The sequence below is a fragment of the Corynebacterium sp. HMSC078A10 genome (assembly GCF_001811565.1).
In the GTDB taxonomy this organism is placed as follows: Bacteria; Actinomycetota; Actinomycetes; order Mycobacteriales; family Mycobacteriaceae; genus Corynebacterium; species Corynebacterium hesseae.
Genome location: NZ_KV805179.1, coordinates 98,232 through 110,622, shown reverse-complemented (window position 1 = coordinate 110,622; position 12,391 = coordinate 98,232). Strand labels below are relative to the sequence as shown.

Annotated in this window: 11 protein-coding genes and 1 tRNA gene; 8 read left to right on the top strand and 4 right to left on the bottom strand. The window is 63.1% G+C overall.

Features of this window, described 5'->3' with window-relative positions:
* Positions 1-65: 65 nt before the first annotated feature.
* Complete coding sequence (locus HMPREF2808_RS00725; RefSeq protein ID WP_070623063.1) at positions 66-848, bottom strand: MerR family transcriptional regulator; 783 nt, start codon at positions 846-848, stop codon at positions 66-68.
* Positions 849-927: 79 nt separating this feature from the next.
* On the opposite strand from HMPREF2808_RS00725, the gene HMPREF2808_RS00720 reads away from it, so the two are divergent.
* Positions 928-2,217 (top strand): MFS transporter, encoded by a 1,290-nt coding sequence (locus tag HMPREF2808_RS00720; RefSeq protein ID WP_070532335.1) that lies wholly within the window; start codon positions 928-930, stop codon positions 2,215-2,217.
* Between the two features lie 50 nt (positions 2,218-2,267).
* Here HMPREF2808_RS00720 and HMPREF2808_RS00715 read toward each other — a convergent pair whose 3' ends face one another.
* Positions 2,268-4,013 carry a pyruvate dehydrogenase gene (locus tag HMPREF2808_RS00715; protein ID WP_070623060.1) on the bottom strand — a complete coding sequence of 582 codons (1,746 nt, stop codon included), beginning with the start codon at positions 4,011-4,013 and terminating at the stop codon, positions 2,268-2,270.
* A gap of 169 nt (positions 4,014-4,182) precedes the next feature.
* On the opposite strand from HMPREF2808_RS00715, the gene HMPREF2808_RS00710 reads away from it, so the two are divergent.
* Entirely contained in the window at positions 4,183-5,685 is a 1,503-nt protein-coding gene (locus tag HMPREF2808_RS00710) for an MFS transporter (RefSeq protein ID WP_070623057.1), read from the top strand.
* Positions 5,669-6,196 carry a TetR/AcrR family transcriptional regulator gene (locus HMPREF2808_RS00705; protein ID WP_070623054.1) on the top strand — a complete coding sequence of 176 codons (528 nt, stop codon included), beginning with the start codon at positions 5,669-5,671 and terminating at the stop codon, positions 6,194-6,196. The genes HMPREF2808_RS00710 and HMPREF2808_RS00705 overlap by 17 nt, the downstream gene beginning before the upstream one ends.
* A gap of 31 nt (positions 6,197-6,227) precedes the next feature.
* On the opposite strand, the gene HMPREF2808_RS00700 is transcribed toward HMPREF2808_RS00705, so the two are convergent.
* Positions 6,228-6,300: transfer RNA gene (locus tag HMPREF2808_RS00700), tRNA-Thr, on the bottom strand.
* Between the two features lie 186 nt (positions 6,301-6,486).
* On the opposite strand from HMPREF2808_RS00700, the gene HMPREF2808_RS00695 reads away from it, so the two are divergent.
* From HMPREF2808_RS00695 to otsB, 5 genes are read left to right on the top strand one after another with little or no spacing between them, the layout of a single operon-like run.
* A complete protein-coding gene (locus HMPREF2808_RS00695) occupies positions 6,487-8,163 on the top strand; it encodes a threonine/serine exporter ThrE (protein ID WP_070623144.1) in 1,677 nt (558 codons plus the stop codon).
* Positions 8,164-8,213: 50 nt separating this feature from the next.
* The gene (locus HMPREF2808_RS00690) at positions 8,214-8,573 is read left to right on the top strand and encodes a hypothetical protein (RefSeq protein ID WP_070522844.1); all 360 of its coding nucleotides are present in this window, start codon (positions 8,214-8,216) and stop codon (positions 8,571-8,573) included.
* Between the two features lie 2 nt (positions 8,574-8,575).
* The gene (locus HMPREF2808_RS00685) at positions 8,576-9,997 is read left to right on the top strand and encodes an alpha,alpha-trehalose-phosphate synthase (UDP-forming) (RefSeq protein ID WP_070623051.1); all 1,422 of its coding nucleotides are present in this window, start codon (positions 8,576-8,578) and stop codon (positions 9,995-9,997) included.
* Complete coding sequence (locus HMPREF2808_RS00680; protein ID WP_070623048.1) at positions 9,994-10,518, top strand: hypothetical protein; 525 nt, start codon at positions 9,994-9,996, stop codon at positions 10,516-10,518. The genes HMPREF2808_RS00685 and HMPREF2808_RS00680 overlap by 4 nt, the downstream gene beginning before the upstream one ends.
* 31 nt (positions 10,519-10,549) lie before the next feature.
* Entirely contained in the window at positions 10,550-11,293 is a 744-nt protein-coding gene (gene otsB, locus HMPREF2808_RS00675) for a trehalose-phosphatase (RefSeq protein WP_070623045.1), read from the top strand.
* Here the strand turns inward: otsB and HMPREF2808_RS00670 are convergent.
* Entirely contained in the window at positions 11,290-12,375 is a 1,086-nt protein-coding gene (locus HMPREF2808_RS00670) for a LacI family DNA-binding transcriptional regulator (protein WP_070623040.1), read from the bottom strand. The two genes, otsB and HMPREF2808_RS00670, sit on opposite strands and share 4 nt — an antisense overlap.
* Positions 12,376-12,391: the final 16 nt, after the last annotated feature.

The window sequence follows — 12,391 nt, the reverse complement described above, 5'->3', positions numbered from 1 at the left end:
TGAGAAGTATTGCACTACGCCTTCCCAGGGTACTGAGCGGAGTCTGGACGTGCGCTGTGAACAAATTAGTCCCACACGAGATTATCCAGATCTAGCCCTTCTGCCTGGGCTTGAGCCTCGATCAGCTGGCGCAGGTAGTCGGCGTTGCCACGGTAAGTCTCATCGAAGCGCGGATCCTCGCAATACATGCGCGCCAGGAGCACTTGCTTGGACCTCGACACCGGGTACCACCGGGCGATGAGAGCACGGTGCTTGTCGACGATCTCCTTCGCCTCCTCGCTGCCTGCCTCAAGTCCCGCTTTCGCGGCCTCCTCTAGCTCGGCCGCAACGTGTTCATGCTCCACGGAGAATTCCTCCCAGTCTTTCTTCCCCATCGATTCTGAGACGGCCGCACTGGCCGCCCACTCTGTGCTGTCTCCCCACTTCTCGTGGGCTTCTTCCTGCAACGTGGGCCATGCATCACCCAGGTTGCGCATTTTTTGGCTCGCGCTAAGGTTCTGATCCATTTCGGTCTCCTTGATTAGTCGGTTCACTGCCTGCAGCATCGCGTCGACATCGGCGCGCCGCTTCAGCAAGGCAGCCTGCTGAGCACGGAGACGATCCACGGCGGACGCGGCGGGCGCCTGCAACAGCTCAGCGATGTCCTTCAGCTCAATGCCCACGCTGCGATAGATCACAATGTCCATACCGCGCTGCAGGTCGTCTTCTGTGTAGAGACGGTGGTCTCCCACAGTGCGCCACTGCGGGCTCAGCAGCCCAATCTCATCCCAGTGCCGCAACGTTCGGGTGGTGACCTTGAGGAGGGCGGCCACCTCACCAATGCTGTAGTCGCTGTAGTCCGTGCTCATGACACGAAGCTTAGAAGTTGACGTCGCGTTAAGTGCAACTCCTGCCACTCAGCACATGTTTTGCCTACGATAATGAAGCATGACTCACGCCTCGACACGCACTGACCGCCTCACCGTGGCTGCTTGGGCCCTGTGGGATTGGGGTTCGGCAGCTTTCAACGCGGTTCTCGTGACGTTTATTTTCTCGGTCTACCTCACCGACTCGGTGGGCCAGCAGATTGATTCGCAGTTCACACCGGCACAATGGTTGTCGTGGTCCATGACGGTGGCGGGGCTGGTGATTTTTGCGGTCACCCCCGTGATGGGCCAGCGCTCTGACCGGCTGGGCACGCGGCGGCGCGCGCTGGGTTTCTGGTCCCTGCTGACGTTCTTGGTCATGGCTAGCTTATTCTTCATCCGCAATGATGCGCCCGCGTATTTCTGGCTCGGGCTTATCGGCCTGGCGGTAGGTTCGGTGACCATCCAATTCGCCGAAGTCAATTACTTTGCCCAGCTCAATCAAGTGGCCTCCGAGGACAAGGTGGGCCGGGTATCCGGCTTGGGATGGTCGGCGGGCTATTTCGGCGGCATCGCGCTGCTGCTCATCTGCTATTTCGGATTCGTCTCCGGCGAGGGCGGCGCACTAGGGCTAAACACGGAGGGCGGCTGGAATATCCGGCTCGTAGCGTTGCTTTCAGCAGCGTGGTTTGGGTTGTCTGCCATTCCTGTGTTGCTGCGTGTGCCGGAGATTGCGCCGTCGGGTGAATCGACGGGTGGTGTGGCGGCGTCTTACCGCGAGCTGTGGCGCACGGTGGTGACGCTGTGGCGGGAGGACCGCAATGCCTTTGCTTTCCTCTTCGCTTCGGCCATTTTCCGCGATGGGCTCTCGGCCGTGTTCAGCTTCGGGGCGGTGCTGGGGGTGTCCGTCTATGGATTGTCTCCCGGTGACGTGCTCATCTTCGGCGTTGCCGCCAACGTTGCGGCCGCGCTCGGCGCGGTGGCGGGCGGGCTGATCGACGACCACGTGGGCCCCAAAGCCATCATCCTCACCTGCCTGGCTATCTTGACGCTCATGGCCGGCATCATGTTCGTGGCGCAGGGGCCGACGGCCTTCTGGATCTGCGGACTCATCTTGTGCCTATGTGTGGGACCAGCCCAGGCTTCCGCCCGCGGTTTCTTGGCGCGCGTTGCCCCGCCAGGGCGCGAAGGCGAGATGTTCGGCCTCTACGCCACGACCGGGCGGGCCGTGGCGTGGTTGACGCCTTTCCTGTTCGGTGTCTTCGTCTCACTGTTGGGCCAAGGCGACCGGGGAGGCGTGCTCGCCATTGGGCTGGTCCTGCTCGTAGGAGCCCTCGTGCTCATCCCGGTCAAAGACCCCGCCAAGGTGTGAGCTCCTTCGACGTAGCCCCCTTTTAATGTGTGGCGCTTAACGCCGGCACATTAAAAGTCCTGCGGGCGCGGGATGTTGCGCAGATTGGACTTCGCCATGGTGAGCATCTGACCCACGCCGCCGCCGAAGACGGTGCGGGTTGCCGCCTTGGAGAAGCCGAGCAGCTGCTCAAAGGTCAGTGTGGGTGGCAGGGAGAGGGCGTTGGGGTCGGTGACGACGTCGATAAGCGCAGGCCCGTCGTAGGCCAAGGCCTCCTTGATGAGGCGCGGAGCTTCCTTCGGGTCCTCGATGCGGAAGTGCTTGATGCCCGCGCCCTCCGCAATCTTGGCGTAGTTCACATGCTCGTGGTCAGTCTCGTGCTCCGGGAGGCCCTGGACCAGCATCTCCAGCTTGACCATGCCGAGGGAAGAGTTATTGAACACAAACATCTTCACCGGCAGGTTGTGTAGCTTCACCGTGAGCAGCTCGCCCATGAGCATGGACAGACCGCCATCGCCGGAGAAGGTAATGACCTGGCGGCCCGGGTTCGCCGCCTGCGCGCCGAGGGCCATCGGCAGAGCATTGGCCATGGTGCCGTGGCGGAAGGAACCAATCTGCTCACGCTTACCATTCGGGGTGATGTAGCGCGCGCCCCAGACATTGCACATGCCGGTATCGACGGTGAAGATGGCGTCCTCATCAGCCTGCTGATCGATGAGATCGGCAATGTACTCCGGGTGGATCGGGGTGTGCTTCTCCACGCCGGAGGTATAGGCCTCGACAACGTGATTCAGCTTGTCGTAGTGCTTCTTGAGCATCTTGTCCAGGAAGGAGCGGTCCTTCTTCTCCTCCACGTGCGGCAGGATGTTCTCGATGGTGGCGGCGACATCACCGGTCACCGGGTACTTGATGCGGGTGCGGCGGCCGATGTGGGAGCCGTCGATGTCAACCTGCGCCACGTTGGCATCCGGCAGGAAGTCGTTGTAGGGGAAGTCCGTGCCCAGCAGGATGAGCAGGTCTGCTTCGTGGGTGGCCTCGTGGGCTGCACCATAGCCGAGCAGGCCGGACATGCCGACGTCGAAGGGGTTGTCGTACTGGATGTACATCTTGCCACCCAGGGCGTGGCCGATGGGGGCCTTGATCTTTTCGGCGAGCGCGAGGACCTGCTCGCGGGCATTCTTCACGCCGGCGCCCACGAAGAGCGCGACGGTCTTGGCCTCGTTGATGGCCTGGGTCAATGCGGCGGCCTCGGCAGGATCCGGGAAGACGACCGGGCAGCCGGCGGAGATAACAGAGGAGGTGAAGGTATCATCCTCGGCCTCCTGCGTGGACACATCGCCCGGGATAACGAGGACGGACACTCCCTTGCCCGCCATGGTGCTCTGGATGGCGTGGTGCAAGACCACGGCACCTTGGTCAGCGGAGTTCACCATCTCGCAGTAGCTCGAGCACTCTTGGAAGATGGCCTCCGGGTGGGTCTCTTGGAAGAACTTCGAGCCGATCTGGCGGGAAGGAATGTGGCTGGCCAGGGCGAGGACCTTGGCGCCGTTGCGGTGGGCGTCATAAAGTCCCTGAATAAGGTGCGTATTTCCCGGGCCGCAGGATGCGGCGCACACGGCAAGGTTGCCGGTGGTGAGGGAATCGGCCTCCGCGGCAAACGCTGCGGCCTCCTCGTTGCGAACGTGAACCCATTCGATGGAGGACTTCCGCACTGCGTCCACGATGGGGTTGAGGGAATCGCCGACGAGGCCGTAGATGCGCTTCACACCCTGGGCCTCCAAGGTTTCTACTAATTGTGTGGCGTAATTGCGTGCCATGATTTACCTCTCTAACTTTTGCCGTTAACGGCCCCCAGTGTTCCCCCTTTAAGGCGCGTTTCGCCACCATAAAGCTGACTTCTCACGTCCTAGAAACTTTGTGACTGCGACAACAACTCGACCTTCTAAGCTTTGAAACTGTAACGACCGTTCGCTATAGTTTCGAACCATGTCAGACCTCCACGTGAAAGCCTCCGCCGAATCCCTCCGCGCCTCCGCTACGCGCCGGTGGACCTTTTTTGGCGTCATTTCCCTGGGCCTGCTCATGATCGGCTTAGACAACTCAATCCTCTACACCGCGCTACCGGTGCTCTCCGATCAGCTCCACGCCACCTCGCTGCAGCAGCTGTGGATCATCAACGCCTACGCGCTCATGCTGGCCGGCCTCCTGCTGGGAACCGGCACGTTGGGCGATAAAATCGGGCACCGCCGCATGTTCGTCATCGGCCTGTGGATCTTCGGCATCGCATCACTGGCCGCAGCGCTAGCGCCCGGCGCATGGGAATTAGCCGCGGCTCGCGCCTTTTTGGGCCTCGGGGCCTCCATCATGATGCCCGCAACCCTCGCTCTCATCCGGTTGACCTTTGAGGATGAGATTGAGCGCAATACAGCCATCGGCATTTGGGGCTCCATCGCCGTCGTGGGTGCGGCGGCCGGCCCCACGGTGGGTGGCTTCTTGCTGGAGCATTTTTGGTGGGGCTCGGTCTTCTTGGTCAACGTGCCCATCGTCATCATCGCGCTCATCCTCACGGCCTTCCTCGCCCCGCCGAATATGGCGAACCCGGCGAAGCACTGGGATTTCCTCTCCTCGCTGTATGCGCTCATCACGCTGGCCTCGCTGATACTCGTCATCAAGTCGGTGGCCAGCGCCCACCTCAACGCCATGCTCATCGGCGGCGCGCTAGCCGCCTGCCTCATCGGCGCCATCCTCTTCACCCGCCGCCAGCACAAGCTGAAGGAACCACTCCTCACCTTCGATATTTTCCGCTCCCCCATCTTTAGCGGCGGCGTCTTGGCTGCGGCGGGCGCCATGTTTGGCATGGCGGGACTAGAGATGACCACAACGCAGAAGCTCCAGCTGGTGGACCTGTATTCCCCACTTCATGCCGGGCTCATCATTTCCCTCATCGCGCTGGCCGCACTCCCAATGTCCGCGTTGGGTGGTGCCAACCTCCACCGTTGGGGTTTCTTGCCGATCATCGCCGGCGGCTTCCTCTTCATGGCGGCGGGCATCGGCTGCGTGGTGTGGGGCGGCACGCACGACATCTTCCCCGCATACCTGGCGGGCCTATTCATCACCGGTATCGGCGCGGGACTTGTCATGTCAGTCTCCTCCACCGCCATCATCGGCGCCGCCCCCGCCTCGCGCTCCGGCATGGCCGCCGGTGTGGAGGAGGTCTCTTATGAATTCGGCACGCTGCTCTCGATTGCGATCACCGGTTCCGTACTCCCCATGGTGTACAAGAGCGGTCTGCCCGAAGACGTCCAAGACCTAGGCATGGAAGCGCTCCACAACTCGGCGCTCGCGGAGGTTGCCGGCCCCGCCTATACCGACGCCTACCTGGCCACCGCCGCAGGACTCGGCGTAGTCATGCTCGTCTTCGCCGCGGTCACCGGCTGGTGCTTCCGCACCAACCCCACGTCGGGAGGTGCCGATGCCTCGCATCAGTAAGAAGGTCGAAGCGCTCGACATGGCGCTCACCATCATTGAGAAAGACGGCGTCCACGCGCTCACTTATGATTCCTTGGCCACGGCCACGGGCATGAGCAAGTCTGGGCTCATCTACCACTTCCCCTCCCGGCACCAGCTGCTCATAGACTGCCATTCGTTGTGCGCGGAGCGCTGGGAGGAGGAGCTTATCGCACTCTCAGACCGCAAGACGGCCGAGGAATTAAGCCCGCGCCAGCGCTACCGTGCCGCGTTGGAATCAATGGGCAAGAATGATCCGCTCATTGAGCTGCTGATGTCCATCCACGCGCAGTCCCATCCGGATTTTCAGAAGGTGTGGAGGGATGTCGACGAGCGTTGGCTCCCCGATCCCGCTACGGAGGATGAATCCGTGGCGCTCGCGATGGTGATAGCGAACGGCCTGTGGGTCCATGATCACCTCACCGAACGCCCCCTGTCACCGCAGCGACGCCGGACGCTTATCGACGTCGCCCTAGGCCACCTCACCGACTAACAAAAAATGGGCCTTTAAAAAGGCCCTTTTGAGCTGGAGACGAGACTTGAACTCGCAACCTACGCATTACAAGTGCGTTGCGCTACCAATTGCGCCACTCCAGCACCGCGGCTAATCCGCTAGAGGGAATCGTACCTGAGACCACCCCGTGGAAGGAAAGCCAGGGTGCTTGCGCTGCGAAAAAGCGGGTGCGAGGACCCCGAAAAGCACTGGCAGGTGCATAAATCGGCGGCAGTTACTAAAGTGCTGACTTACCGAACCCAGAAGTGTTGATGAGGTCTTTCTTTTCCGTGTCTGTTCTTTCTTCCTTGCGCCAGCGCCTGCTGTACCGTTCGGCCCCCGTCGCCACCATTGACGCCGCGAAGGCCGCACCACCGCCCTCCCCTCTTGCCCCGGTCGATCTCACCGACCCGGCCCAAGTCACGGGCGTCATGGAGATCGCCGCGCGCGTCGGGGAAATCCTGATTGCGGCTGGCTCCGCCAATACTGACGTCCAGGCGCAGATTCACCTCGTCGCGTCCTCTTATGGTCTGCACTACTGTCACGTGTCCATCCTGATGAACACGATCACTATCCACACGGCTATCGGCACGGGCCCGGACCGGCGAAACCTCCACGTCTTCCGCGTGGCGCCGAGCATCGCCGTGGACTTCACCAAGCTGTCCGCGGTCGACCGCCTCATCCGCTCCATCCACTCCGGTGCCACGCCGCCGGCCATGGCGGAGAAGGTCCTGGATGATATCGACGCGATGAAGAACCCTTATTCCACGACCACCATCGTCAGCGCCTGGGGCGCGATGGGTGGGTTTATCGCCGTCATGCTCGGTGGTGATCTCCTCGTCGGCCTCATCACGTTCCTCATTTCGGCGCTCATCATGGGCACGAACATGTTCCTGGCCGGCTACCGCTTGCCGCCCTTCTATCAGAACCTCGTCGGTGGCCTGCTTGCCGTTGTCCCCGCGGCCATTCTCTACAACGTCTTCGCGGGTTTCGGTATCCACATTCTGCCCTCCCAGATCATCGGTTCGGGCATCATCGTGCTGGTGGCGGGACTGACCTTGGTGCAGTGCCTGGTGGACGGCATCACGCGCGCCCCCGTAACCTCCTCCGCCAAGTTCTTCGAGGCGCTCATGTCCACCGGTGCCATCATCGCCGGCGTGGGCCTGGGTATCCAGGTTGCCTCATGGGTGGGCTTTAGCCTGCCGCCGCTGGCGACGCTCGCGCCACCCGTCTATCACCAGATCCCGCTTCTGGTGCTGTGCGGCGGAATCGGCTCCGCCGCCTTCGCGTTGGCCTTGGGGGCTTCGTGGTCGGAGGTCACCATCTCCGGGCTCACGGCGGCCGCCGGTATGGTTTTCTACTACTTCCTCGTCGTCTTTTTCGGCGTTGGAGCTGTCGTCGCCTCCGGATTCTCGGCCGTGGCGGTAGGCCTCGCGGGCGGTCTCCTTTCCCGCCGCTACATGATGCCACCGCTCATCACCATGATCGTGGGCTATACCCCCATGCTTCCGGGCCTGACCTTGTACCGCGGCATGTACGCCATGCTCAACGAACAGCTCATCACCGGCCTGACCAACCTGGCCAGTGCGCTTGCCATTTCCGGCGCGCTCGCCGCCGGCGTGGTCTTCGGTGAGCGCGTCGCCCGCCGCCTGCGCCGCCCGCAGTACTTCCGGCCTTATACCGCCTTCAAGCGCCTGGGAACGTTTTCCTTTTCACGGGCCACCCGTTTGGCACAGCGAGCACGCATCCCCCGCGTCCCCATGTCCCCCTTCGCACCACGCCACAACCTGCCGGCCCCGCCGCCACAGTATGGCCCCAAGCCACCGACGCCCGCGCAGCAGGCGCGCTTCCAGCAGGGTGATGCCGTCACGGACATGTGGCCCGTCACCACGGAGTTTCCAGCGCAGCGCCCCACCTACACGGTGCCCGGCAAAGATGACCCGAGCACCCCATCGGCGTCGCAATAGCGTAGAATAGCCGGTCTGAAAGCTTTCACACTTCATCCCAGGAGGACTCCGTGCCACCAAAGGTCACAGATACTCAGCCAGCGGCTGACCAGACTCATGCAGTAGAGGAAGAGACCGCCCGCTCCGCGCGCCGCGTCGTTGCCACCTATGCGGAGGATTTCCTTGACGGCGTGACTCTTATGTCGATGCTGGGCGTCGAACCGGAAGGCTTGGTGCACCGCAAGGTCTTGGCCGAGCAAGCCGATGCTGCTCCGAAGAAGTCCAGCAAGAAGTCAACGAAGAAGGCCTCCAAGAAGTCCAGCAAGAAGGCGACCAAGAAGGCTACGAAGAAAGCCTCAAAGAAGGCGACTAAGAAGAGCACTAAGAAGTCGACGAAGAAGGCGTCTAAAAAGTCCGCGAAGAAGGCCTAGCTATGTCCGGGCGCAGCAATAGCTTCGTAGTCGTGGCCAACCGCCTGCCGGTGGACCTCGAGACCTCCGCCGACGGCACCCGTGAATGGAAGGCCTCACCCGGCGGTCTCGTCACCGCGCTTTCCCCCGTCTTGGAAGAACACCAGGGCTGCTGGGTGGGGTGGCCGGGCGTGGCCGACGAGGCACCTGAGCCTTTCACCACCGACAACGGCGTCCTGCTTCACCCGGTACGCCTCACTCAAGAGGATTATGAAGCCTTCTACGAGGGCTTTTCCAATGCCACCCTGTGGCCGCTCTACCACGACCTCATCGTCACCCCCGTCTACAACCGCGATTGGTGGGACGCTTACCGCGAGGTCAACCTACGTTTTGCCAACGAGGTAGCGGCTGTCGCCGCGGAGAATGCCACGGTATGGGTGCAGGACTATCAGCTGCAGCTCGTGCCCGGCATCCTGCGCCAGCTGCGCCCCGATCTCACCATCGGCTTCTTCCTCCACATCCCCTTCCCCTCCCCGGATCTCTTCCGCCAGCTGCCGTGGCGTGAGGAGTTGGTGCGGGGGCTTCTCGACGCTAACTTGATCGGCTTCCACCTCGAATCCAACGCCCGCAATTTCCTAGAGCTCGCCCGCGCCCAGGGCCTGAAGGTCGAAGGTGAAGTGAGCACCCGCGCGGTCACCGCGCGCATCGTGACCAGTAGTGGGCATTCCGTCGGAATCGGCGCCTTCCCCATCTCCATTGCGGCGGGTGAGTTCGCTGAAGGCGGTGATGCGGGGGACATCGCCAAGCTGCGCGCTGAGTTGGGTAACCCCACGCACGTCATTTTGGGAGTCGACCGCCTCGACTACACAAAGGGCATCCTGCAGCGGCTTACCGCCTTCGAGGAGCTCCTCGAAACCGGGGCACTGGACCCAGACGAGGTAACCTTCGTGCAGCTGGCCACGCCCTCGCGCGAGCGCATCGACCACTACCGCGCCACGCGCTCGAAGGTGGAGGAAGCCGTAGGCCGCATCAATGGGCGCTTCGGGCGCCTCGGTGCGCCGGTGGTGCACTATCAGCACAGCTCCGTTCCGAAGGAGGTCCTGCGCCGCTACTACAGGCTCGCGGACATCATGCTGGTCACGCCCTTCAAGGATGGAATGAACCTCGTAGCCAAGGAATACGTGGCCTCCCACGGCGATGGCTCCGGCGCGCTCGTACTCTCCGAGTTCGCAGGTGCGGCGGCAGAGCTTACTCAAGCTAACCTGTGCAACCCCTTCGACATCGAATCCATCAAGCGCGCCCTGCTCTCCGCGGTCAAGGCGCTGGAGGAATCGCCTGAGACCATGCGCGAGCGCATGACTGCCATGAACGAGCAGGTGCGCCAACATGATATTGCTTTGTGGTCGCAGTCCTTCCTCGGCGCGTTGGATCAGGAGGAAGCATGATGCGACGCCGCCCCGCCGCAGCGCTCACTGCTGTGCTCGCCTCGGCGCTGCTCGCAAGTGGACTAACCGGGTGCGGCTCCGCGGACGAGGAGCCCACACCGCGCGGCGATGATCGCATCGTGGGCAAGGATTGGCAGGTCATCAACCTCTATACCTCCCCCGACGCGCCATCTTCCCTCCCCGCCGACACCGCGCAGGTTCCGCACATGAGTTTCGGTGAGCACACTGCCGTGGGCTCGACCGGCTGCGTCCCCTTCACCGCCGAGGTCTCCTTCCACAAAGGGGACAAGGCCTCCACGATCTGGGAGGGTGACGTGATGAGGGTAGAAAAAGCCACCTACGAGAGCCCACCGAACGGTGAAGACTGCGAGGGCTCGGTCAGATGGGCCGATTCGCTGATGCGCAACCTCATCGCCGAAGGCCATGAATTCGACTTTGCGCTTAACCCCAACAACCAGCTGGTGTTGACGCTGCACACCGATAAGGTGGATTCACCGATCATCCGCATGTCCTCGCTCTAGCGCCGAAATTTTCAGCGCTAGGGTGGGAAACATGATTGATGCTCTCGCCTCCGCCGAACACCTCGCGGTTGTGTCCGACTTTGATGGCACCCTAGCTGGCTTCGCCCGCAACGCTTATGACGTGCGCCCAGAGCAGCGCTCACTCGATGCCTTGGCCGCCCTAGCGCAACTGCCGCACACCACCGCCGCAGTGCTCTCTGGGCGCCACCTCGAGGGTCTGAAGCGGGTATGCCCGCTGCGCGAACCGGTGCTCTTTGGCGGTTCCCATGGAGCCGAATCCTCGTGGGAAGAATCCTCCTTAAGCCCAGAGATGGAAGCCCATCTGGCTAAGAAGGAAAAAGAGCTCAAGGAGATCATCGCCCGCCACCCCGGCGCGGAGCTGGAGGTTAAACCCTTCCAGCGCGTGCTGCACCTGCGCGCACTAGAGCTGCAAGACCCGGACGCCGCGGCCGCGGCCTATGCGGAAGGGGCAGCGTTAAGCGCCGATGGCTTCCCCAAGACAAAAGGCAAATGCGTCGTTGAGTTCTCCGCAACGCAGGCCACGAAAGGCACGTGGATTGAGAAGCTTCGCCAGCGCGTCGGCGCCACAGCGGTGGTCTTTTTAGGGGATGACACCACCGACGAAGACGGCTTCGCCGTGCTCAACCAGCCACCGGACCTTGGCGTCAAGGTCGGCGAGGGCGCAACGCAGGCAGCGCTTCGCCTACCAGATATCGCGGCGGTGACGGAGTTCCTCGAAGAACTCGCGTCCGCCCGCGCGCAGCACAGCTCTTAAGCCCCGGCCGGGGCCACTGTGCGCCCGGGGTGGAAAGACGTCGAAAGCAACGTGCGCGGCGCACCACCGTCGCCCTCAATGAGGCCCGCCAACATGCGCCCGGCCGCCGCCCCCTTCTCCTTATTCGGCTGTACGACGGTGCTCAGTCCCAGTGCTAGGGCCGGCGCGATGCCGTCGAATCCGGTGACGGAAAGCTGCTCCGGAACAGCGATTCCATGATCGCGGGCATAAGCTATCACGCCGAGCGCCATCGAGTCCGTCGTGCACAGCACCGCGGTGAGTTCGGGGTGGGCGCTCAGCAACTCTTCGGCTGCCGCATAGGCGGTGCGCGGGTCGTTGATGTGGCGCGTCACCACGGGGATATCTGAAGGATCGAGGCCCGCCTGCGCGAAGACGTCCAGCGCCCCCAGCACGCGCGAGCGCTGGACGTGCATGTCCGCCGCGGCGAGCTGTTCAGCCGTCACTTCGCCGTCGAGGCGCTCGCGGTGCAGGCGGATGGTGAGGATGCCGATGCGGGTATGGGAGGCGTCGACAAGCGCCTGCGCCGCCGGGGCGATCGCGGCGCGGTCGTCGATGCCCACGAAGGGCAGGCCCGAATCCGTGGGCTGGTCACAGACCACCACCGGCAGGCCGCGGCGGCGCACGGCCTCCAGATAAGCATCGCCCGCCGCCACGGAATAGATCACAAAGCCATCAACCGCCGCCGAGCCCACCAGCTGTGCCGCTTGGGCATCGTTGGGGGCGCCCACGGTATCCGGGCCGGCGGGGATCAAGGTAAGGGTCGTGCTCGCCCCCGCTGAAGCCTCCGCCATTCCGGCGAGGAAGTCCACAGAAGCCATGTCCTCGAAGGCATAGGACAGGTGCTCGGTGAGCAGGACCCCCAGCGACCCCTGGCGGCGCGTGCGCAGGCTGCGCGCGGTGGGATCCGGGCCGGTGTAGCCGCGCTCGGCCGCGGCAGCGAGGATGCGCTCGCGGGTGGCAGGCGCCAGCTGGTCCGGGCGGTTATACGCGTTGGACACCGTGGTGGGCGAAACCCCGAGTTCGGCGGCCAGGGAGGCCAGCGTCGTACTGCGTTTGGACATGACGGTAAGACTACCC